The following is a 24,573-nucleotide window of genomic DNA, read 5'->3' as shown; positions in this document are numbered from 1 at the left end:
TCAGACATGAATACCGGCCAGGGCGGCAAAGGCCTCGCCAATCCTGTCAATCTGGTCCCTGGAGTGGGCGGCGCTGAGACTGCAGCGGAGGAGCGCCCCGCCGCCGGGGGTGGCCGGCGGCAGAACCATGTTGACATAGATGCCGCGTTGCAGCAGACCATTCCACATCGCGAAGGCCTCTTCCACGTTACGGTAAGGGATGGCAATAATCGGACTCGGGACGGGTCCAACCTCGTAGCCGAGTCCTTTGATCCTGGCATACAGCACATTGGCGTTGTCCCACAGCCGTTTCCGCAATTCAGGCTGTGTCCGGATGATCCCCAGGGCTGTCCGGGTGGAGGCGATCGTCGATGGCGACAACGAGGCGGTGAAGATATACGGCCGGCTGGCATAGCGGATAAGTTCCAGGCCCGGGTGATTGCTCGTGCAGAAACCGCCGATCGCCCCCAGACTCTTGCTGAACGTCCCGACGATGAAGTCAACCTGATCCTCAACTCCGGCTTCCTCCGTCAGGCCGCGGCCGTTTTCCCCCAGCACGCCGAGGGAATGCGCTTCATCCACGACCAGCCAGGCACCATACTTCCGCTTGACGGCGACAATATCCGCCAGCGGCGCCTTGTCGCCCATCATGCTGTAGATGCCTTCAACGACGATCAGAACATTGGTCTCTCTCTTGGCGAGCCGCTGCAGCCGTTTTTCCAGATCATGGACATCGTTATGCCGGAACCGGATGACTTCCGCCCCGCCCAGGCGGCATCCGTCATAGATGCTGGCATGGCAGTCGGCATCGAGGAGAATCACCTCTCCCGGGCCGACGGCGGTCGACAGTATGGCCAGGTTGGCGAGATAGCCGGTGGAAAAGATGATGGTATGGGAACGGCCGTAAAAATCCGACAACTCCCGCTCCAGGGCGATATGTCCGGCAAATGTCCCATTGGCCATCCGCGATCCGGTGGTGCCCGTCCCCTCCTTTTCCGCGGCCAGACAGGAGGCCCGGATGCACTCCTTGTTACAGGTAAGCCCCAGGTAATTATTGGTACCGGCCAGAAGTGTCGGGCGGCCGTTCACCACCGCCTCGGTGGGTGACGATATGTCTTCGAGAACGATGTGGAAGAACTCGCTGCAATTCTTCTCCATCGATTTTCGGGCCTCTGCCAACTGCTGAAACTTATCAAAGATATCCATTTTACTCATTTTCAATCTGTCCGATGTAACTCACTCAATGGTCGTTGAGATGTGAATTGGCCCGAATTACGACAAAAGCTGACGACCGCGCTACTCCCTGCAACAACCACGGGAATACCATGGGACGGTGGATTCGACAAGAGGCCCATTTCTCCACAGGAAAACCGGGAGGAAGATGGAGAAGGCTGAAAATAGTAGCGTGGAATGGTTATGAATGCAAATGGAATCTGGAATTCATGCTCCGTAAATATAATCAGGGGGTTAAGTTTGAGACTCCGGTCGATCAGTTCGGGCAGCCGACGCAGGAGCTGTCCTTGTCTCCCCATCACTGTTTCACCCCGATCATCACCGAAGAATCGTTCGGCCCCCGGAAGGCCAGTCTTTCGATCCGGCCGAACCCCGCCTGCTCGAGCATTTCCCTGATCTCCCGTTCACGATAAGATCGGCCGCGGCCGTTATTGACCAGCATATTGAGGGAGAAGAGCGTCGCGAATTCCGGACTGTCCCCGCTGTCGTCGAGGATGAAATCGTGGACCATGATCACCCCGCCCGGCGCCATCGCCGCTGCGGTCTTGTCGATGAACAGCCGGCACTGCGCCGAATCGTTGCTGTGCAGGATGTGGGACAGCCAGGCGGCATCGTAGGGTCCGCCGCCGATCGGATCGCTGACAAAATCGCCCGGATGAAACTCGATGCGGCCGGTCAATCCGAATTTGTCGACGGTCGCATGGGCAAAGGGGGCGGTGGTCGGCCGGTCATAGATGACCGCATGGAGGTCGGGATGGGCCAGGCAGAAATGGATGGCATAGGTGCCCGGTCCGCCGCCGAGATCGAGCAGCCGCCGGCGGCCGGCGAGCGGCATCTGTCCGGCCACAAGCGGGGCTATCCCCATCGCCAGGTTGAACATCCCCATCAGGAAGCTTTCCCGTTCGATTTCGGCGCCGTAGGATCTTTTCCGCACCGGTCCGCCGCAGATCACCGCCCGGTCAAGCTGGGCCCAGCCGTCAAGGATGTGATGGTGATGGAGGATGATATGGCCCAGGTATCCGGGCGCACCGGCGATGAGCATGTCCCGTGCCGCCGTGCTGTTGCGGTAGCGGTCATCCTGCTTTTCGACGAGGCCCATTCCGGCCAGGGCATCGAGCAGCAGCCCGGTCGCCCGGCGCTCGCCGCCGATCGCCGCCGCCACCTCCTCCCCGGCCAGGGTCTGTTCCCCCAGCTCGGTGAAGATTCCAAGCCGTACCCCGGCCTGCAGGGTGCAACCCCGCCAGTAGGCACTCGAGACACCCAGCAGGTCTGCCCTGCCCCATTCTTTCTCCATTTCCCGTTCCTCCATTTGTCGATACCGGCGCCCTGGATTGAAATATGACAGCGATATATTTGCAAGTTACTGATAACTCAAAAATCATCCTCTTCCGGCACTCGGCGCCATGATGACAAGTCTCCCCAACGTGGCATAAAAATATTTCCCTGATACCCGTCTCCATCGGTGGATGCATACTCACGGAGAGCCCCCGGAAATCAAACACGCCGTTGCATGGACAAAAGCACGTCAAGAAACTTTATCAGAGTGCGAAAAAATCGCAAAAGAAACAGTTCGGCATCCTGTCATCGGCAGCGGTTGGAGAGAACATCGTGGTCGTACCGCGCCTCAATCCGGCCCTGAAGGCGTCGGCCCCTCCCCGCCGGCCGGCGGTCCGGGCGGAGTCGCGGATATAATGGCATTCGATTCACCGACAGAGAGATTTTCTCTCGACCGAATCGTCAGGACAAGGTATCCATGAAGAGTATCGGTCAGCCTTTCAAAATGGAGACAGACCATGAAAATCAGATCTTTTGACATTTTCGATCGGGAACACGTGGAACTGACATGCAACATCACCAGTGATCATCCGGCATCACAATTCGGACAGCCGGTGCTCTCCATCGAGGAATGGAATGGTGCCGCCATGGACATGCATCACTGGCTGCTGTCGCGGTGCGAGATCCTCGAGATCGACGACGCCGAAAAGCCGCTCCTGGAGGGATGGATCAAACAATTCTCGAGGATGTGATCGGGGCCGGGACCATCCGGATGCACTCATCATCCCCATGGCCGGTTACTGGCTCGAGGATTCCGCGGCTGACTGGACTTCGAGCAATTTCAAGGCGGTAAAAACCAACAACCCGCCAGCCCGCACGACTTGTACGACCATCTCCTGCACCGCCCTGGAGGGCACGGCAGGCGCACGAAGGCCGATGAGGATTCCCCTCTTCATCGGCCTTTTCTGTTGCCCGGTGTCCTCTTCAACTGGAGGCGTCCTCCCGCCGCCGGCGGAAAGACACGCTCGCCGGCCAGCCACAGCCGGAGATAGTCCTTCGGCAGCAAAACGCAATGCACCCGGGCGAAGATCGCCGGTTCGTTCTCTTTCACCCACACCAGCTTCGGGGCGGTGAAACCGGGAAAGACGATATTGCCGGTGATCACCCGGAACCGGGAATCGGCATCGAGTCGGGCCGCCTGCCGATAACTGCGGGTGTCGTTCCACAGGATGCAGGGCCTGAGGACCCGGTCGGCCTGATCAAGCAGGGTGGCCCCATGCATCTGCCCCGACAGGCCGATGCCACGAACCGCCGCCAGCATATTGCCGTGGCTCATCTTCAAGGCCTCCAGCGCCGCTTCGGTGGCCCGGATCCAGGCGGCAGGGTCCTGCTCGGACCAGCCCGGATGCGGGCGGCTGACCTCAAGTTCACCGGTGGCGGAGGCGACGAGGCGCTGGTCGCCGTCAATCAGCAGCGCCTTGACCCCGGATGTGCCCAGATCAAGCCCGAGATACATAGGATTTTCCCCCTCAGATCACACCTAGATCATACCGGGCGAGCACCCGTTCCACCCCATCAATCCAGAGGGCCTGGAGCATCGATGCAAAGCGCGTGCGGAAAACCTCGGAACGGCCGACCTCGCCGTAGATGTCGGTCATCCCCAGCCAGGCCATGGGGTCGTCCCTGGCCGCCCGCGCCATTGGGACAAGGCGGTCCCGGTTCGGGTCGTTGGCCTCGATGACCTGGCCGCTGTCGGTGGTACCGGTACCGAAGCAATAGCGGCACCACAGGGCCGATTCCAGGGCCAGCCCGTCGATCCCGAGGCCGGCCGTGAGGCGATCGGCAATCGAGGGGATGATGAATTTGGGCTGGCGGTTGGAGCCGTCCAGGCACAGTCGGCGGATAGTGTCGCCGATCTTCGGATTGGCGAAGCGGCTCTCGGTCTTTTTATAATAGGCATGCAGGTCGGTGTTCGGCACGGGCGGCACGATGGGGATGATTTCCTCGCTCTCGACCTTCCGGAGAAACCCCAGGATAAGCGGATGTTCCATTGCCTCATGGGCGAAATGAATATCCATCAGCCCGGCCGGGTAGGCGATGACCGCATGGCCGCCGTTGAGAATCCGGATCTTCATGTTCTCGTAGGGCGTCACATCGGCCACGAACTCCACCCCGACGGTTTCGAGGGCCGGTCGGCCGGCCGGAAATCTGTCCTCGAGCACCCACTGGCTGAAGTCTTCGCAGAACACCGGCCAGGCATCGGCAATGGCGAAGTCGCGGGCCAGGATCTGCCGCTCGCGGTCGCCGGTGGCCGGGGTGATCCGGTCAACCATGGCATTGGGAAAGGCGACATTGGCGATAATCCAGTCGCTCAAGCCGGGATCGAAAAGCCTAGCCAGACCAGCCACCGCGTTGCGGGCCACGACCCCGTTATGGGGGACATTGTCGCAGGACATGACGGTAAACGGCTGGATGCCCGCCTGGCGCCTGGCCTTGAGCCCGGCGATAATCAGGCCGAAGACCGTTTTCGGGCTTTCGGGGTGGGCCGCATCGGCGGCGATTGCCGGCGATTGATGGTCGAATAGGCCGGTGGCCGGGTTGATGAAGTAGCCGCGTTCCGTGATGGTCAGCGAGACGATGCGGATGGCGGGGTCGGCCAGGGTGCGGATGATCGCCGCCGGATCGTCGGGCGACAGGAAATCGATCATCGAACCGGTGACCCGGGCGACGCTGCGCCCTGCCGACTGCTCGACGACCGTGGTGAGAAAATCCTGGCCGGCAAGGATCCGGCGCATCGTTTCATCTGAGGGCAGTACACCCGCGCCGATGATGGCCCAGTCCCTGTCCCGGCCGCTATTGAACAGCGCGTCGAGATAGACGGCCATATGGGCGCGGTGGAAGTTGCCGACACCGAAATGCACGAAACCGGGTGAGAGCGACGATCGTTGGTATGCCGGTGTGGCGGCGGTGGCAATTGTGTCAAGCTGCCTTAGGGCCAGTCGTATGGTCATGAGGTCCTCCTCTGTTCAATTCTGTCCTGCCGCTCGGGCCGGGAATCAGCTCATCCAGTTGCCGCCGTCGACATTGTAGGTCTGGGCGACGATATACTCGGCCTCGGCGCTGGCGAGGAAGATCGCCATGCCGACCAGGTCTTCGGCGGTCCCCATGCGGCCGAAGGGCACGGCCTCGCCGACCAGGCGCTTCTTCTCGCCGGGCGGCCGGTTTTCGTACCTGGCGAACAGGGCGTCGACCCCCTCCCAGTGCTCGCCCTCCACCACCCCGGGGGCGATGGCGTTGACGTTGATGCCGTACTGGATCAGGTTGAGGCCCGCCGACTGGGTCAGGCTGATGACCGCGGCCCTGGTGGCGCAGTAGACCGCCACCAGGGCCTCGCCCCGCCGGCCGGCCTGGCTGGCCATGTTGATGATCTTGCCGCCCCGGCCTCTTGTGATCATCGATCTGGCCACGGCCTGGAGCATGAACAGGGTGCCGCCGACATTGATCGCAAAAAGCCGGTTGTAGCTGTCGCGGCTGATCTCGCTGATCGGGGCAAGATCAAACAGGGCGGCGCTGTTGATCAGGATGTCGATGCCGCCGGTGCGGACCTCGACCGCCGCCACCGCGGCATCGATCGAGGCCTGGTCGGTGACGTCGAGCCGGACCGCATAGGCGCCGGCGCCGATCTCGGCTGCGGTCTTTTCGGCCTCCGCCAGGTTGATGTCGGCGATCGCCACGGTTGCCCCCTCCCGGATGTAGGCCCTGGCGAAGGCCCTGCCGATCCCCCGCGCCGAGCCGGTAAGCCGTCGTCAAACAATAACCGTTACACAGAAATACCTTTCCGGCATAAGGGGCCGTAACGAAATGGTGAAAAATGTAACGGTTATTTCGTAACGGCCCCTAATGATTGCTGATCTGCCCTCGAGTCGTTTCATGTCACTGTTACCCCATCTTTGTCAAAGCGGTGAATTTTGGCCGGATCAGGTGTCAGCAGCACCTCATCCCCATACGAAAAATTGAAGGCCCCGTCGGTGCGCACGATCAGCAGGCCGATGTCTTCGACATTGACATGCAGGAAGGTGTCGGAACCGAGGTGTTCCGCCACCCGCACACTCCCCCGCCACTCCCCGATCTCCCGGGAGAGGGCGATATGCTCGGGCCGGACGCCGAACGTTGCCGCATTGTGCTGGGCCGCCTCGGCGCCGGCGATGAAATTCATCTTGGGCGAGCCGATAAAGCCGGCGACAAACAGGTTGCGAGGGTGGAAATAGAGATCCATCGGCGAACCGACCTGCTCGATCCGACCGGCGTTGAGGACCACGATCTTGTCGGCCATGGTCATCGCCTCGATCTGGTCGTGGGTGACGTAGATCATGGTGGTCTTCAGGTTCCGATGCAGCTCCGAGATCTCCAGGCGCATGTTCACCCGCAGGGCCGCATCGAGATTGGACAGCGGCTCGTCGAAGAGGAAGGCCGCCGGCTCGCGGACGATCGCCCGGCCGATGGCCACCCGCTGCCGCTGGCCGCCCGAGAGCTGCCCGGGCCGCCGCTTGAGATAGTCGGTGAGATTGAGGACCTTGGCGGCGTTGTCCACCCGCCGGTCGATCCCCTTCCTTGCGAAACCGGCCATCTTCAGCGGGAAGGCGATGTTTCTGCGGACCGACATGTGCGGATACAGGGCATAGGACTGGAAGACCATGGCCAGGCCGCGTTTGGCCGGGGGGATCCTGGTGGCGTCCCGTCCGTCGATTTCGATCACCCCGCTGGTCACGTCCTCGAGCCCGGCGATCAGCCGCGGCAGGGTCGACTTGCCGCAGCCGGAAGGCCCGACGAAGACCAGGAATTCCCCTTCGCTGAGCTCCAGGTTTATCGGCGGGATGACCTCGGTATCGCCGAATTTCTTGGTCACCTTGTTCAGTGTGATATTTCCCATTGATACCTTCCTATCTGAAGTTTCCCGAAAAAGTTTCATGCGGCGAGCCTCATAAACGCGACGGCGACGGAATTTTCGATTGGTTTACGCGGAAGTGGGCAAACTCATTGAAAATCCTTGTCCAACGCATCTTGGGCAATCAATCGCCGGACATCGGAAAAGGCGAAATGGTTGCGGCCTTTGACCGCATGCCGCCGAGAAGGCGTTTTGTCGAGGTGGCAGGCATACACCCGGGTGAGTGAGGTGGCCATCATGCAAAGGTTGAGATGGTTTTTCACCGCTATCGGGTTTCGATTCTGGGTCTCGGCACTGCCGATATCCTGTTTGAGTTCTTTGAAGCCGGCTTCGATCTTCCATCTGGCGCCGTAATATTCGATGATCTCGACGGTTGACGCGCAGACGAAACAGCAGCTGGGCCTGCGTGCCGAGTTCCTTGCGCAACGGTTTCCAGAGCCCCTGATTGCCGAACCATGAGTCGGCCACCACCAGGATACGCTGCCGGGGGAATTCTCCGGCAAACGCCGCAAGCATTTCAACTGCCCGCTGATTTTTGCCCGTTTTGGGGTTGAGATAATCATCCAGGGCGACAATCAGTCCGCCGTTGGTTTCCGGTCGAGGGATCATTTGCCAGAGCCTTGGCCAAAGCCTGTCCCAGGGGATTTTGGGCGAGGCGATAAAGGTGTAGTAGCGTTTCCTGCCGATCTCGGCAAAACCGAAGAGGACGTGGAAGACCCGGAGGAGATTTGACGTTTTGGACGAGGTGAACGGCAGGATAATGGCGAGCAGGGTATGCGGGAACCAGACACCGCGTTCCTCGGCTTTTTCGGATCCGGCAAATTCGGCTTTGAGTTCGGCGAGCAGAGAGTGTAGTATGGGCTTGCGAGGCTCCTCCGGTTTTTTGTTATGGAGAATTACATCTTACCATGAGCGGGCCTCGCATTCACTATTATGTCACTGTTATTACTCAAATTTTCTCATTTCCTGTGAAAAATCGCTCTTGATTTGCCGTGTAATATCAATCAGTTAGCTTTCGCCAATTTTTCACTGCATCGTCTTGAAATTATTGAAATAAATATTTCTCCGAACTCGGTTCGGATTCGAATCACGAGCCTCGCTTGCCAGGATCTCGGGTCAGCCGGGTTTAATAACGGGAAACTTCAGCTGAGCAATTTCTGGCTACTTTTCTTTCACAAAAGTTACTTCAAACGTTCTACACGACCGATACTTCTGTAATCGACTGGAAAGTGAGAAGGCATCCTTGCTATCAAAGGCCTGAAAAACATCCAGCCCTCTATCGAGCAGGATTTTCCAGCCATTATCCGTCACGATATGTCGAGCATGAATACTTTTGTCAGGAACGAACTCCCAGGAGAACCGAATGCCGCCGTTCCAGATGTTCTCCTGGATATTCATGAGATATCCCTTCTGTTGATCGCCGTTGAACTCGTCCTCAACCGTTACGAGATGCACCTGAACCTCATCATCGTCGGATTTTAATCGAGTAACGGTCTCCAACAATTCCATCAGATTTCGCAGCTGGTGGAATTTTCGAAGATACGGGTCAGTGATAACGAGGCTTGAAGCTCCCTTGAGGTAGGGTCCAAAAAGGTCATCAAATGAAATCCCCTTCTGGTTTTCTTCAATGACCAGGTGCTTTTCCTTCAGGACCTCATCTTTTGGCACATCATCAGCGGCAGGCCCAGATGTCGCTTCCGATTTCTCTTTATCATCGCCCGCCTCTTCAGTCGCAGCGGCGCCGTGAGGATAATAATGCTGAGGAAACTGTTTTTCCTCGAGCGTCTTCACCAACTGTTTCTTTCCCGTATCGACCGCCGTATAGCCGAATTGCACCGCTGCATAGGTCGAATCGATCCGCATGAGCTGGTCCTTCACCCTCTTGCGTCCCTCGATGGCGAACTGCAACAAGACCTCAATCTCATCCCGGCTTGCCTCTCCATGCGGGAAGAGGATCTTCATGAAACCGGAAAAAGTCTTGTGGATCGCATCCCGGTCCCTGGTGGAAATATCACTCAGCAACTGAAAATGGTCGGTATAGACCTGAGAAAAATCCTGGCTGCGTTGGTTCTTCAGAATCTCGGCCAGGTAATCGACGACAAAGCCATACCCTTCCGAGAACATCTCCCCCCGGATAATATCGACCTCCCAGCCGGGGATATAAAAGTGCAGTCGATCCAGAAAGGCCGAATCGTGGTATACCGTCGGCAATTCGTCAAAGAGATCGGTGTGCTTCAACATATAGGGGACATTGTGCCGGGTATTGCCGACAAACACCATGGAGGCCTCGGCACCCAACGTCTCGACCCCACGGGAAAAGGTCTTGTTGGCCATATAATTCTTCATGATATCGACAAGGGCCTTGTTCGGTTTCTTCTCCCTCCCGGCAAATTCATCAAAGGCCACCGCATCCCAATAACCGACCAGACCGAGCCTGCCGTTCGAGTTATTGACGAAGAGCTTCGGGACGGTAACCTCCCCGCCCGATATCAGAATGCCATGCGGGGAGAACTCGGAATAGATATGCGATTTACCCGTCCCCTTCGGGCCGAGCTCGATCAGATTGTAATTCCGCTCGCAGAAGGGAATGAGACGGATCAGTTGCAGGAGTTTGCTTCTGGCCCCGAACATCTCCGGATTGAACCCAATCGATTGCAGCAGCAGATTGATCCATTCCTCCGTCGTGAAGTTTTTGCGGGCAGCGATATAGGCATCAAAATCGAAATAGGAGAGCTGGATCGGTTTCAGGCTCTGCAGGATCCAGGGGCAGACACGTTTATCCTCGGCAGGCTCATATTCCAGATCACAGATGCACCAAACCCCGCCCACCAGCAGTTTCGGATGCTTCTTGATCGTGTCGGTGGCGACCAGAACCTTGGCAACCCCGAGATTGCTGAAGGTCGCCTCGTAGACATCATCCTTGTCATTGAGTTGCACGCCGATCTTGTCGATGACCTTGTGCCGGCCCTTCTCACGAATCACCGATTTGACCAGGCCGGCCTCGTTGCGATGGACATAATGCTTGCTGAGGATCTCCTTGACCGTATCGATACCGCTCTTGATACTGTCCTCATCGGCAGTGGCGCAGTACTGACCCAGCAGGTACTCGAGCACGTAGGTCGGGACGATGGCGTTGCCCTTTACAATCTTGACCAGGTCTTTGCGAACTACCAGACCCTGAAAATGCTCATTTATCTTATCATCGAGTGCGCTCATAGGGCCTCTATCAATCAAAATCACTGGTGAACGATCGCTGCATGGTATAGCTGACCGTTTTGTATTCGGTATAGTGCCCGGTTCCCGCCACTTTTTCTTCAAGTCTGAGCAGCACTGTCTGGCCATTGGCCTCCTCGGCCTTTCTATTCAGCAGGAAGCGAACCTTGATTTCGCGTTCTCTCGACTGTTCCGAGGTCAGATCAAAGGATATTTCGTGGCTGTCCGAGATCAACTCGCCGCTCTTGGTATAGATACCGGCCCGCAGGGTACGGGCATGTTTCTTGGCGGATACCGGATCGGCCTGAAAAAAGGCCACCGACAGTTGGCCGGAAGAAATGACGGTGCTGCTGCTCCGGATGATATCGACCGCAACACTGCTGACATCGCTTTGCCGTTTTTTATTGATCTTGACGACAGGAACAACAATCTCCTGCAACGACGCGCCGCCATGGACAAAGCGACTTCCCGAGCCCTTCAGCCGCATGCGATAGGTAGACTTTGAGATCTGCACTTCCGCCTCACCCGAGAACCCGAGTTGTTCGGCGGTGAAATGGCGCAGGCTGCTGTGATCCTTCAAACCCTTTCCCAGGACAAACCTTCTATCCTGGTGATACAGAGTATCTCCCCGCACCTCGGCGGCGGAGAAATCCGACTCGTCCAGGGGCTTATTCTGGTAAATAAAGCCATGGTCACTGGTGACGATCATATTGGTGGCATTGTTGCCGGCGAGCTTTTTGACGATCTTCACCAGATCCTGCAGCGTATCTTCGACCGCCTCAAAGACCCTTCCTTCCGACTCTTTCTTGTCACCCGTCGCATCAATGCGATTGTGGTACAGGTACACCACATCATTGCTGCGGATCAGCTCTCGGCAGTCGTCTCTGTTGAGGTCGAGAAACTCGTCGGCCTTGATCGCAGTTCCACTCCCGGCCAAGGCGTTATTGAGCACCTTGGCCCGGTTCGCCGTTCCCAGGGTTGAAATCCCGTCCGCCAGCACAGTTACCGAATCGCCCTCTCCAAACGACAAGCATTTATGGGGCAGGAGTGCGGCCATACCCACCTGGGTATTACTCGGCAGCATACCGACCATCGCCTCCAGCTGCGCGTCATAGCGGTCTTCGCTCTGAATCCGCCGCAACAGTTCCTCGCCTATCTCATAGCGGAAGGCATCGGAGATGATGACAAACATTTTCTTCTTCTGGGAGGAAGGCAGGGCCACGTACTGATCGAAAAACCGATTCTGCACCGGCACCAAAGGGCTGTGCCAGGATACACATCTATCGACGTGCTGTTGCCAGCCATCACCCAATTTTAACAGGAAGGCATTGGTATAGAGATCTTCTAACCTAATTGTCATTTTCTCCAACAGGGAGGTCTGACCGGACTGTTTTTCATGATACATATATTTCCGGTAGAGTTGATCGATCCGGAACCAGGAGCTGCAGTACTTCTGAATACCCGCGGCAAACGACTCGATCTGCAGCTTCAGATGTTCGAGTTCGTAGATGAAGCTCGAGGCAAATTCCACCGCTTCATAGAGATCATTGAAATCGGCATACCAGTGGCCCTGTCTCCTGGCCCGCACCACCAGGGCACATTCCCCGGCACTGATCGTCCGGTCGGTGATCGCCCGGACCAGATCGCTGATAACCTTCTGATCGATGAGCCGGAAATAATCGATTTCCTGCAGGGCCTTATAATCTCGCCCCTGCAGGTCCTGCCGGATGTTGAGGAGGTCGCCGCATTCGTTCGACAGTTTCTCGAACGAGGAGCGATGGGTGATCGAGTCCTTCCACCGTTTCAGGAAGATTACCGCCTCGGTGTTGAGTCGGCTTTCCTGGCCCATCTCCATTGCGTAGCAGGACTTGAACAATTCGATGACGAAATCGCGCACCGACTTGCTCTCCGAGCTGTAGCCATACTGCTTTTCGAGCTGACTCCAGAGAAACTCTTCGAGATTCGCACGCTGCAGCGCCTTCAATTTCTCGCCCCGCTCGGCGGCCAATTCGGCCAGGAGGTTCTCCAGGATGACATCTATCCTCGGCTCCGCCCCTGCACAGACCGCCAGCATCTTCATGCGGATGGCACCGTGCGAATCCTTGTCGCGCAGCAGGGTTTTGAGCGCCTCTTTGCGGGCACTGGACTTGAAAAAATCAAGATGCTGATCAACCAGATCGGCAAATTCCGGCCCCAGCCCGAGATCGCCAAGGTGCATCGAGGCCTGGTCGGTTCTGAACTCGCCCTGGGCGAGCTGGACGTCGAGCAACCAGTTGTCGAGAGGATTCTCAGGTTCTGGGCCTTCATGGTAGATGAGGAACTTGTCAAAAGGACATTCCCGCAAGATTCGGTGTTTTACCCCGAACTCGTTGCCCAAGAGCTCGATTTTCTCCACGCCGGCAAGCTCCAGTTGTTCAAAATCTTTACGAAGTTCTTTGTCCGAATCAAACCAGAAGACGATACGATGTTTCGCAAACAGTCGTGCAAGGGGATCCTGTATATTGCTCATAGAAAAAAATATCAGCTATCAGTGGTCAGGAGACAGTTCCTGAATTGAACAATCCTTTTATCTGGTTCAACAATTCTAGCCCTTTGTCGGTCAACCGGTATTTCTGGGTTGGGCTTTGGGGAGAATCCGGTTGGGTCAATGCAATCAAGTCCTCGGCTAATGCCGGCTCAAGATATTTTTTGGCAAAGTTTACCCTGTCTTTGAGTGATAATGCCGCCATCAATTCCGCTCGTGACATCTCGCCAATAGTATTTTCAAGCAACAGCCTTACTTGCAGGGTTACATGCTGGGTTACTTGCTGGGTTATCTGCTCACCGACATGTTGCTTCCCGCTTTTCACGAAGATTGGCTCCAGCAAAGGTACAATAAACCGCACCCGCATACCGATCTCCACGATTTGCGGTTCCGGCAGTCCCAGTTCCTGGGCCTCGGTGAAGATGCGGCGGACGCCGCTTCCCCATTGCTCGATCAGTTTCAATTCACGAAATACGCGAGCAATGACCGGATTACGAATCCTTGAAACACCCTGCTTCATATCCTCGATCGTCATACCGGGCAGCAGGATGCCGGGGTTTTCGATCTCGATCCGATCGTCGAAAAAGGCGATACGTACCGGTGCGCCGCGCTGGGAGTAATCGCTGTGTACCAGGGCGTTGATGACCGCCTCGCGGAGAATTCCAAGGGGAATGCTCCAGACATCCTTGCGGCGTATCTCGGAGAAGTCGGCGCCGCGCATCCTTTCTTACTGCAGCTTGGGAAACAGTGCTTTCGCATCATGCTCCGAAGTCAATCCGCCAAATCCCCGCAGCTACATCGGCCATTTTTTTCTGTCGAGCTTCAATCTTGTGCTCATCCCAGATCTCGTAATGTTCAGCTATTGCTTGGGTGATCCTGAAATCACTTTGACCATAAATCGGTCGCTTGAGACTATACCCACCGTTTCCTGCATCACGATTTCCAGCTGATTCCAGCGGAGTCATATTTCCCAGCCGGTAGATCAACCGATCCTGTTTTGGTTCTTCGATATACGACCAATCAGATGACGGATTTTCTGGAAGTATATGTTCTAGATTATAGGTTGCGCTCTCGAAGTCAAAGGCACTTCCTGAAAGCTGCTTCTCAATTTCAAACAGGATATAGCGAACAACCTTTTTATTGCGACTGTTGGTCGTCCGCAGTTCTTTCTCACAAAACGCAGCCTTGAACTGGCGATCATCCGGATAAATGTCCTGCAGTACAGCCATTACTTGCCGGTATGAATTGAATGTGCCATCCGATACCTTCCAAGCCACCTCATTATAAAGTCGTTCCTGTTCGTGCGTCTGCAGGTTGCAGATTACGTTATAGCGAAAGGAAATCACCGAAATGCCTCGCAGAATCCGGGTAAACGAATTGCGTTGTCCTTCGAAGAAGCATTCATAACAGGCCAAAAGCATGGCCAGAGGCTGGCGAACGTTAAACATTACCAATTGCTCAAGAGCGAACTTTTCCTCAGGCTGCCACAAACCATCTTGCGGATCGCGCAGGGCCGCATAAATGGCGGCACAATGGTCAAGATCTCGTATCAGAGTAAAAGCGTCATCTCGCGTGGTGATACGTTTGCGGATGGTTTTGAACAAATCCGATTTGCGAACCAGTTTGTTGCGGCTATTCCAAAAAATGCGCAAGAACTCCGGAAAGCTCTCGCTTCCCAAAAGCCCCACAATGCGCTCCCATCGTTCCTCGAGTGCTTTCAACTCGGTTTCATGGGTATCCGCCGAACTTATCACTGAAAACAGATAATTTTTCAGCAAATCGGTTGCGGAAAGCCTTACGCCACGGGCATTCAACGTCTCGAATACCTTAAAGGCATTTAGTTCGTCGGTTACGGTTATGACCGTGAAAAACAACTTGTCGACCAATGAGTCGATGAAAGCCGCAAAACATTGGCCACTATTGTCCCCCACACCTATTCGAGTTTTGATTTTTTCTTTGAACCACCCGAAAGATTTTCGCAATTGATGCTCAGATGCATTCAATCCCCGTTGCGGGAGTCTCTCCAGCGGCACCATGTACGTTTGGTAGAAACGGTTGTTGTGTCTGTTCAATTCCAATTTGGACCGGGAAACTAAAGAGACCGGATCCACATATCCTATGTAGCTGTTTTGCAGTTGCGCCTTTCGCGTTGTATTGTTTTCCGCATCCACTCCGGCTGTCACCAGATCTTGCAGATGACCGAGGCCGGCAAGGATCATGACACTGAGGGTTGTCATGCGCTGCTGCCCGTCTATGATATCAAAGTTCTTGTTGTTTGAAGACTGCAGCACAAGATATCCCATATAATGAGCCGATTCTCCATCTGCTTCGAAAAGACCGAGAATATCCTGCCACAGATCGTCCCATTCATCTTCCGTCCATGAATAGTCTCGTTGAAAAGGGGGGACATGATAGGATAAGCCGTTTCCCAATAACTGACGGAATGTTGAATTAGTGGTGTTGAAATTCATCATTGGCATAGTCAATCCTCCTTCGCATAAAGACCGGGAATTTTCTTCAATGCAGCGCCGAACTTGGCATAGTTGACCTTTACGCCATCGTCGAGATCGATGTCGATCCTGGCGGTGGCCAGCGGGAAGAGGATGTCGTTTTCGTAGCCGTTCAGCTCATCGATGGTCTGTTTGAGCTGGCCGATTTCTTTCAGTGCCCTGGTTTTCTCGACCTTCGAGGCCGAAGCGGAGATGGAGACCTGTTCCAGGTGTTCTTTTCTTGCCGCCAGTTTGGTGCGGAACTCGCGCAGGTAATCGTTGAGGATGATCGACACCGTATCCGGGCGGTAGCGGTGCATGGAGATCAGGGCGTTGAAACTCCCCTTGGGGCTGGAGAACAGCCAATAGATGGGGCGTTTCTTGTAGCGCTGGACATGATCGGCATAGAAATCCTTCAGGAAGTATTTGCGGATATCCTTGCCGATGGCCTCTTCGAGGAATTTGAGATTTTCGTCGTAGTGGTCCTCGCCAAAGGTCAGCTTGAGGAAAGAGCGAAAACGCCCGGCGATCTCATCCATAAACCACTCGCCGTCGAGAATGGGGATGACGTTGTCGGTGTCGGCCGGGAAGGTCGGTTTGGGGATCTGCTGCAGGTAGTCCTCGATGGTCTCGCCTTGGTTGGCGAGGATCAGGCCGGATTTGTCGAGGGCATAGCGGCCGAACATGCAGCCGACACCATAGGAGATGAACTCCTTCATCGTGTCGGCCAGAAGCAGTGCTTCCAGTTCTTCTTCACTTTTGTTGCCGCCGTAGCGGTAGTGCGGGTTGCAGGTCAGGGTGATCTCGCCCAGCGGCACCTCGGGTGTCAGTTCATCCTGCAGACCGTAGGCGTCAATGAAGATACGGTTGTTCTCTTGCTCCAGCCGCTGCATCTCCATCGTCATCTCCCGCCAATGGGCGCGGAGCTTCTGGTAGGTGGCCCTTAGGGTTGGCTGGCAGTAGTCGGGATTCAGGAGCGGTAGACTGCTGAAGTCCCAGGAGGTTTCGAAGGAGTCCCAGTCGGCTTTAGACAGCTCGCATAATACCGTTACCAGAGGTTCGGCTTGAGCTATTTTATTTGTATCTGGCGTCGGCAAAGCCGCAATGTTGTAATTTTTGAAATGGAGTGTTGGATTAAGGATTTTCAGGATTTCAAACGAAACTTTGCTCCCCATTTGGGCAAGGTAAAGTTCCGGTGATTCCCCAAAAAGAGCTGGCCCTGCAGCATCAAAAACAAGACCAGATGGCAGGATTCTAACGCCAAAGCTTGATGAACTCAGATCGGTCCAAGTCACACCCTTTTTAAAATAGAATCCTTCGTTTGAGATTTTCCACCCAAGATTATCCCAACTCAATTGAGGGTATGCCTCAAGGGTAGATTCCTTTATCTCGTAACCATCATTCTCCCAATTTACTACGAACTCAAGGTTTCCATACCACCTGCGAAATTCGCCACCTTTGTTATAGGGGACCCATTTGCGTTTGCCTATATTGGAAATTGGATGTTGAAAGTATCTCTCATCAATTTCAAACCATATGCGCAAGAACCTTTCGTTGTTTCCAGTCCTCATACCGATTTTTGGTGACGCAATTTCCCCAAGAGGGGCAAATTTGGCGAATGCTTCAAATACTTTTTTACTGACCCAGTATGCAGTCGGGCTTCCTGGAATATTTGAAAAATCTTGAGCAGATGCTCGAAAACGACAATTGGAATTAGGATTTTTAATAGCCTCAAGTGCCATCACAGATTTCTCAGCTTCAGAACCACCATCAACCAATCGCAAATATTCGCCTTTCCATATTGAATGGTATGCGTTCTTGAACACAAAGGCGGTTGTTGAGACAACGGCCCCACCAATAGTATCAAAACCACGTTCGCCCAGATGTGCCATCGATAACAGCGTGGCCGAAGAAAGGATTTTTGTTCGAAGTTTCTCGAAGGATGAAAGAAACATCCACGTTTGCATATTAATCATTGCCATCATGCCGCGTTTCTGGGTCATGCCCAAAGAACGTTCCATGAACATTGCGAACAAATCTGATTTGCTATCTGGGAAGTTATCTTTCGCCCATGCAGCCAGTCGCCCATTCATCCCCTTACCGCCCATATACGGCGGATTGGCAATCACCACATGGTATTTGGGGCTCAGGTAATCGGCCTGTCGCAGGGCTTGCAGCACCTTCTGATGAGTCATGCTGATAAACAGCTGCCCGGAGACATTCTTTGACTCCAAGATCCTGAACATGCCGTCCACATCGGTGACATCGGGACGGATCAGGGAGCCGAAGTTGTCGGCCTCTTGAAACTGGCGCAGGGTGGTTTGCAGCGGCGCGGTAAAGAGGTTGCGCCCGATAAAATCCATGTAATTTTTCAGCTCACCCTCGTCGAAATGGACGTTCTCCAGCACGCAGATATTCGGCCCCACGCCCTTGGTGAAGAACCGCCGTTGCCTGGCGCGAGCCTTCATGGTCAGCGCGAAGGCCGCCAGCTCCCCGGCGCGTTCGTCGATCTCGATGCCGTAGAGGTTATTCGTGAGGATCTTATCCGGGATCTCGGCCGGCTCGTAGCCTTCCTCCTCATAAATGGCATAGAGCAGGTCGAAGGCATAGGTCAGCATGTGGCCGGAACCGCAGGCCGGATCGCAGATCCTGATCTCTTCCGGCGTGCTGATAAGCAGGAAGTCCGCCTCGGCCTGCTCGGGCCTGATGTAGTAGTCCATCTGCTGAATCAGCTTCGAGCCGGGGCGGTTGAGCAGCCACAGGCGGCCGAGGGAGTTCTCCACCAGATAGCGGACGATCCAGTGCGGGGTGAAGAGCTGGGTGGCGGCGGGGATGTTCTCGGGGGTGATCTTCTTGTTCTGTTTCAGGCCATCGAACACCTCGTCCTTCTTCTCGGAGATATAGAACTGGTACAGCCAGCCGATGACCTCGACATTCCGGCAGGTCTCTTCGGTGAGGGCCTGACGAATCGCCTGGAGAATCGATGTTTCACTGAGCAGATCATCCGGCATCAGCAGTTCGGTATAATCCATGATCCGCTGAAACATGAACGGCATGATCCGGCCATAGTCATTGCATACCGCCACCAGCAGCAGGCGATAGGCCTCCTGCTGCGGATCGGCCGCCTGCACCTGCCCACTCAGCAGATCAAGGACCTTTTTGCGGTCCACCTGCAGTTCATCGTCGATATGGCCCTGCTTGGCATCCTGGAGGATCTCCGGCTGCGAGAAACCTGATGCCGGACTGACCGTGCCGATCCTGGTGTAGCGGTTGACGTCCATGAACCGCAGGGCGCAGAACCGGTTGAACCAGATATAGGCCACCCGCTCGATCACCGCTGCTTTCGAGGTCTTGGCGATCTCTGCCCGCAACTGGACGACCGCTTTTTCCCGCTCACGCAGTTCGGCACTATCGCTCTGCAGCACGAGTTTCAATCGCGCCTCGACCTGTTCCAGCAACTGCCGCCGTGCCGCCTGGGCGAACTTTTTCAAGCCTGTCGTGTTCATAGATTGTATCTGTATGTCAGTTGTCGGCATGCCGCTTGTACGTCATCGGCCGCGCACCGTTATTTTCCTGTTTCCGATGAAACATTGCCATGCCCCTTCCACCTGCTCGGGCCCTCTATAATTGGCGGAGTCATCGACTGTCGGTCTTCCCTATCGGCAGGGATGCATATCTTTGCTGATGGTCGGGAATGTTAGAGACGTACTCTTTTGCCTTGATGAATTTCCGCCAGGAATGCTGTTTTTATTGCCTTCAAATAATCATCAAGGTCACTTTCGCTCGCAAGGACATTCCCGGGAAATGATATCTTGATACTGCTTTTGCTTATAAATTCAGGTTCCCGAGTGCTTGCGCCCGAGCCAGTACGATTGTCGTCGTCTCCAGGATCTGGATATGGTTGAGTCGAAGTGGATCCTCCAGTGCTCTTCCCGGTATGCGGTGGTGGATCGGCGGCTTTCCTGGCAGCAGCAACCCAGCCACTCTGTTTGTTGAGGATATTGACAAACTCCGTCTCTTTGAAATGGCGGATATTTTCACGCACAACAGCGACGATCTTCTGTTGTTGTATTCTCCGATCAAACCCTGAGAAGGACTGGAGCAGTTCGCCTTTCTGGCCTTCGGTCAAAAGGTTGAAATCATCCATGGAGATGAGTTCCTTTTTCATCGACTCAGCTGCTTCCCTTCCTTCCTGGCGAATCTCGGCCAACAATTTTTCTATCGATGCGGCAAGCGCATCCACCAACTTTTTCAACTCCAGCATTTTTCTTCCGGCAAAACAGCGGGGATCGGCGACAATATCTCGGGCCTGCTGGCTCTGATCGCCTTCTATCTCAGAAAAGTTGGCGTGCTGTTGTTCGAGAAACCGTTTGCTGTCATCAAAGATTGTCCTGCCCGAACCAGACATGAATGTGAGAAGAGGATCGAAGATAGTTTCCTTGGTTGTTTCGAGGTCATCGTGCAGTTTTGCCAGCTCGGTGAGATAGAAGGCATATTCTTTTTTGGACAGGTCCTGCAGTCTCCTGAGCGGTTCCGCCAATACCGTGAGAAAAGGATACTGCCCTTTCTGACTGAATAGACTTTCAAGTTTTACCAGTGTATTCTTGAAGGCCTCCTGCGTCTCCCGCGCCAGATGTTTGGCTTCGTTGGCTTTGGCCGGAGTATCAAAAAAGTGCCCGTAGAAATCTTTGAGGTTGCGCACCTGTGAGGCGGTAAAATCAAGCTGCGGATCGATGATGCTATTGCCAAACCCGTGCGTATTGCGAAGGGCCTTCTCAAGGGCCGGACCTTCAAGGACATTGGAGTCCTGACGAATCTCGATTTTTTCCCTGGCACAGAGTTTGGCTGTGATGCACTGTATAGCAGCCAGATACCAGCCGTAAGGTTTCCTTTCGAACCATTCGACCAGCCCTTTCATCGTGGTGCGCAGGCCATTACGGGTATTGCCCTGGATATACGAAAGTACCTCCTGCTCCGCCTCGCTCATCATCTTTTCATCATCACCAAACAGGGTCGCACCCGATGGCTTCAGATAGGTGGCGATGTCATTTTCCGAGTATTTTATGCCGCGCAGCATGCTCAGGTTCGGATAGGTCCGGCGGATCAGATCGTAAAATCCTTGCTGAATTCTTGTCTGTGCATCCGACGAACCTATCTCCATCGGCTTCAGATTTATGATGAGCTTCGCCCTGCCGAGCAGTTCTTTGGACTTCGCCTGCAGCTCATTGCGCCGTTCCCTGTTCTGGACACTCTTGTCGGTCAGGATGCGTTTGATAATCTCCTGCTGGGTCTGGGTCATGTTGATGCGGATATACGAGTCTGTCTTCTTGTAGAGAAGCAGATCCTGGTAGAAACGATTGTCGGCCGGCATGATTACCAGAAGTTCGGCCTTGCCCATCGATTGCATCGAAAGAGTCGTTTCGTTGTCAATCAGCTCGTTCAGTGGGGTTATGACATTGATGGCAAGTTCATATTCTCTGCCGCAAAGGGAACCATCGAGCCGCCGTGAGAATGGATAATCCTGACCGTTGTCCTCGTAACGAATCTTCCGTTGCTTCAACACATGATCAAAAATGATCTCCTCGAGAATCTTGTTGATCTCGGAATTCTCGACATCGGTGTTTTTTATCTCCTGTTCGACATCCTTTTCTTCATCGGTCAGGAGCTCGTAGAGATCGCCATTGCGCTGGATATAGGTCTGCTGTTCGAGAAGATCGAGGGCTGCCGCTACCCGCTTCTGCAACTCGGTCACATTGCAATCGAAGTTATCCAGCATGAGAATACTGAGATTACGGACGGTCGCCTTGAACTCCTTTACATACTTAACAAGGAATAGAGCCTTCAGGAGCCGGACCGCAAAGGCATCTCCGAGATTGCTTTCGGCAACCAGGACACTCCGTTGTATCTGGGCCTTCAGGGCGGTACGGATACCTTCAAACATCAGATCGAAGGTGGCCAGTTTTCGTATCTCGTGCCGGGCGATATGCACGGCGACCTGTTGAAACACCCCAAGCATCGATCGTTCCCCGACGGAGCTGTGCTTCCCTTCAAAGGCATTATGCTGGGACAGAGTCTGGATGGCCGCCTGAAAGAGGGTAAACTGATACGGGATGAAGGGATAGGCATGGATGAAGTGGTCGCGATCTTTGAAATTGCGATACGTCTGGGAGCCATCGGCAAAGTCGAACAGGGTCCGGAAATTATTGGTCTGCTCGTGATAGATATCGGTGAGAAGGGCCACCCCTGATTCATTCTTGAGCAGCAGACGTTTCTGGATGACTTCGTCAACGTTGGCACTGGTGAGTTTCATCCGATTGGCAAAACGAGCCTGGATCTTGGAAAAGTCATTTCCCTGCTGTTTGTTCATTTCACCAACGACGGCGTTCATATCCTCCTGGGCGGTGACAATAATCCATGCTCGACCTCGGCATTTGGTCTCCAGACTTTCGGCCACCGTCTGCAGGTTGGTCATCAGCTTGGTGTTGTCGGCGATATACTGCCCAACTTCATCGACAAAGAAATTCAGCCGGAAATTCGGTTTCTGCTGTTCGATATAGCTGTTGATCTGATTGGCGAAATCTTCGATGGAGAGCTTGTAATCACTCCGATAGCGATCCAGAATGCCTTGCGCGGCCGTCACCTCCGCCCCGGTAGCCAGAGCATAGGCCTGCGCAATGTTCTTCGCCTCCAGGAGAGCGACCTCACGGCCCCGCTCCCACGTCTGTCCCGACACGTTCTGATAGGCCTCCCTGAACGGGATATATTGGCCACGACCATCCAGATCCCGTTCAAATTTGGCGATGTAGGCCTGTTTGCCGTAATACCCGCACATCTCATCAAACACCTTGACGAACACCGAGAGCAAGGCGTCAATCTGGGTTTTCGAGATAATCTCCGCTTTTTGATCAATGTTGAACAGGATGGATTTGGAGGGGATGGCAACAGCCCGCTTGAGGTCGCCACGCAGGATTTCGTTATCCTTGCATTTGGGTAAAAAGAGATCGAGCGCCGTGGTACCGTTAATCGATCTATTTTCCAAAAGAAGAGCGAGAATCTTCAGGAGATGGGATTTACCGGAACCGAAAAACCCTGAAACCCAGACGCCATTGGCACCCTGGTATTTGGTATAGGCATCGAGAAAACTTTCCAACCGCTTGGCCGCCTCGTTGGTAAGGACGTATTCTTCAACCTCGAGCAACAAGCTGGCCTCGTCATCTGCCTTGATAACGCCTTCAATGGGACGATTTACCGGTTTCTCGAAGATCTCATTCAGCAACATGGCGTTATCCTTTTATATCTCGCAATGGTAGATATTGAATGCCCTGTAGTATTTGTCATCATGCAGGCGTCCGAACAGATCGAGCGAAGCTCCATCTTCCAGCGAATGGGTGTATTCACCGGGGAAGAACAGCACGGTGGGCTTATCCTTGGCGGTGCTCTGCAGGTTGTTCAGGACATTGTGAGAGCGAATGTAGGGAAACACTTCGCCGATACCCGAGATGAACATGACATCAAATGAACACTTGCCCATCTCTTCGGCTATGGCCGGCACCAGGTGCGCTTCCGAATCGAGCACGCCTTGCAGGAGTTCCTTGAGCTGATCTTTGGCGATCTCCCGCTCCATCTCCAGCAGACGATCCCAGATATCCCGCTCCTTCAAGAGCTTGATTGCCAGATCGTAGAGGTTGATATCGAGGACCTGAATGCCCTGATGTTCGAGTTGGTTGCGGAGCTGGTTACGAATCCGCTCCATATCGACCGCTTCCCTGGGATTGAATGGGCAGATAAAGAATGGAACCTCGTTCCCAAGCCCTTGTTTCTTCAGGAATCGTTCGCTGCCGATAAGTTTCAGCAGGTGCTCAAATCGTTCCTGAATGGGAAGACCTGCTATATCAACTCTTATTTCAGCCATGTCTGGATATCCATATCCGATATTGGAAATACACGAAATAACTGCGGATCATCTGTTGTGATTGCCTGAACAAGTTCCGGAGTAAGCAAGGCGGGAAGGATCATGCAGCTGTCGGAAATAATCTCGGCCTCGCGCAGGATCTTGAAGAGAACCTGTCGAAGTTTATTGCGAGTCGATTTTTGTAATTGATCAAGCTCGTTGTGCCACAATGCTTTTTTTTGATAAAAAGCATCGTATTCCTGAACATTGAGCAACACATCCATGCGGAGGAATTTTTCTCTGATTATTTCAACGGCAAATTCTTGGATAAAGATATGACGCTTGCAGATCGCCAGCCACAGCAGGTATTGCTGCTCCGATCTGGAACCATCTTGAATGAGGGTGAGTTGCTGCTGTGACAGGAGTTCAAGACGCGAGCAGATCTCTCTTACTCTTCGTTTGACGCTGCTTTCGGTGCGGGATTGGATACTGTTTTTTTCCAATGCTGACTTTCGGGTCAGGGTCCAATCATTGGTTGAAAAATACCCATCAACAATGAGTAACGATTCGTTATAGAATAGCCCCCCGGTGCTGAATGACATGCTGTACTGAGTTTTCAACTCATTTGGCGGCATATGATTACTGATCCTGCCCCTCTGTCCATGACATGGTTTTCCTTTTCCGTTTCGGAAATGAAAAACAACTATCAATTCTAACAATTTGAACAAGCCGTTAAGTGGAAAATCTGCTACCAATAGCACCCAATAATGGTACCGTTCTACTGATTGAGCCCTATCCGTTCATTCGTTACGGTGGAAAACAGGCCCGAACGTCCGTCGGCAATGTCCTGCACGGTGCCAACCCATCCGGGGGAATTCAAGGACAAACGACACTTCCACTTTGGGGTGCACCGGTTAAAAACCCTTCCGACCGAAACAAAAGGACACCGGCAGGAGGAGCCTGCCGGTACGCCCGGATTGAAGATACATTGGGAAAAACCCGCCTTTGCCTGAGTATCGGCCGA

At 54.3% G+C, this 24,573-nt stretch carries 12 protein-coding genes and 4 pseudogenes; 1 reads left to right on the top strand and 15 read right to left on the bottom strand.

From position 1 onward, the window contains the following. Entirely contained in the window at window positions 1-1,185 is a 1,185-nt protein-coding gene (gene spt, locus ACWGKN_RS04965; protein WP_424255834.1) for a serine palmitoyltransferase, read from the bottom strand. A 325-nt stretch (window positions 1,186-1,510) separates the two neighbouring features. Next, window positions 1,511-2,506, bottom strand: a complete 996-nt coding sequence (locus tag ACWGKN_RS04960; protein ID WP_035225524.1) for a methyltransferase — start codon at window positions 2,504-2,506, stop codon at window positions 1,511-1,513. 499 nt (window positions 2,507-3,005) lie between these two features. On the opposite strand from ACWGKN_RS04960, the gene ACWGKN_RS04955 reads away from it, so the two are divergent. After that, window positions 3,006-3,239, top strand: coding sequence for a hypothetical protein (locus tag ACWGKN_RS04955; protein ID WP_035225518.1), 234 nt, complete (start codon window positions 3,006-3,008; stop codon window positions 3,237-3,239). Window positions 3,240-3,505: 266 nt separating this feature from the next. Here the strand turns inward: ACWGKN_RS04955 and ACWGKN_RS04950 are convergent. From ACWGKN_RS04950 to ACWGKN_RS04890, 13 genes and pseudogenes are all read right to left on the bottom strand, one after another. Then, window positions 3,506-4,003 (bottom strand): annotated as a pseudogene (locus tag ACWGKN_RS04950) (FGGY family carbohydrate kinase); the annotation flags it as partial. A gap of 13 nt (window positions 4,004-4,016) precedes the next feature. Then, window positions 4,017-5,498 (bottom strand): mannitol dehydrogenase family protein, encoded by a 1,482-nt coding sequence (locus tag ACWGKN_RS04945; RefSeq protein ID WP_452094798.1) that lies wholly within the window; start codon window positions 5,496-5,498, stop codon window positions 4,017-4,019. Between the two features lie 45 nt (window positions 5,499-5,543). Further along, window positions 5,544-6,287, bottom strand: a pseudogene (locus ACWGKN_RS04940) (L-iditol 2-dehydrogenase); the annotation flags it as partial. A 128-nt stretch (window positions 6,288-6,415) separates the two neighbouring features. Continuing rightward, complete coding sequence (locus tag ACWGKN_RS04935) at window positions 6,416-7,417, bottom strand: ABC transporter ATP-binding protein (RefSeq protein ID WP_424254326.1); 1,002 nt, start codon at window positions 7,415-7,417, stop codon at window positions 6,416-6,418. 35 nt (window positions 7,418-7,452) lie between these two features. Further along, window positions 7,453-8,290, bottom strand: a pseudogene (locus tag ACWGKN_RS04930) (transposase). Between the two features lie 303 nt (window positions 8,291-8,593). Beyond that, window positions 8,594-10,648 carry a BREX system Lon protease-like protein BrxL gene (brxL, locus tag ACWGKN_RS04925; protein ID WP_452094797.1) on the bottom strand — a complete coding sequence of 685 codons (2,055 nt, stop codon included), beginning with the start codon at window positions 10,646-10,648 and terminating at the stop codon, window positions 8,594-8,596. Window positions 10,649-10,658: 10 nt separating this feature from the next. After that, the gene (gene pglZ / locus ACWGKN_RS04920) at window positions 10,659-13,154 is read right to left on the bottom strand and encodes a BREX-1 system phosphatase PglZ type A (protein ID WP_452094796.1); all 2,496 of its coding nucleotides are present in this window, start codon (window positions 13,152-13,154) and stop codon (window positions 10,659-10,661) included. Window positions 13,155-13,179: 25 nt separating this feature from the next. Further along, window positions 13,180-13,890: pseudogene (locus ACWGKN_RS04915) on the bottom strand (ATP-binding protein); the annotation flags it as partial. A 37-nt stretch (window positions 13,891-13,927) separates the two neighbouring features. Next, entirely contained in the window at window positions 13,928-15,649 is a 1,722-nt protein-coding gene (locus ACWGKN_RS04910) for a DUF262 domain-containing protein (protein ID WP_452094795.1), read from the bottom strand. 2 nt (window positions 15,650-15,651) lie between these two features. Further along, window positions 15,652-19,164 (bottom strand): BREX-1 system adenine-specific DNA-methyltransferase PglX, encoded by a 3,513-nt coding sequence (gene pglX, locus ACWGKN_RS04905; RefSeq protein ID WP_452094794.1) that lies wholly within the window; start codon window positions 19,162-19,164, stop codon window positions 15,652-15,654. Between the two features lie 191 nt (window positions 19,165-19,355). Then, the gene (gene brxC, locus ACWGKN_RS04900; RefSeq protein WP_452094793.1) at window positions 19,356-22,937 is read right to left on the bottom strand and encodes a BREX system P-loop protein BrxC; all 3,582 of its coding nucleotides are present in this window, start codon (window positions 22,935-22,937) and stop codon (window positions 19,356-19,358) included. A gap of 12 nt (window positions 22,938-22,949) precedes the next feature. Next, on the bottom strand, window positions 22,950-23,570 hold the full coding sequence (locus ACWGKN_RS04895) for a DUF1788 domain-containing protein (protein ID WP_452094792.1): 621 nt from the start codon (window positions 23,568-23,570) through the stop codon (window positions 22,950-22,952). Further along, window positions 23,558-24,184: a DUF1819 family protein gene (locus tag ACWGKN_RS04890; RefSeq protein ID WP_452094791.1), complete on the bottom strand. Its 627-nt coding sequence runs from the start codon at window positions 24,182-24,184 to the stop codon at window positions 23,558-23,560. The genes ACWGKN_RS04895 and ACWGKN_RS04890 overlap by 13 nt, the downstream gene beginning before the upstream one ends. Window positions 24,185-24,573 lie beyond the last annotated feature (389 nt).

This window comes from Desulfoprunum sp. (genome assembly GCF_053613775.1).
Note: the sequence above shows the minus strand (reverse complement) of the source record. Positions and strands in the feature narration are given on the sequence as shown.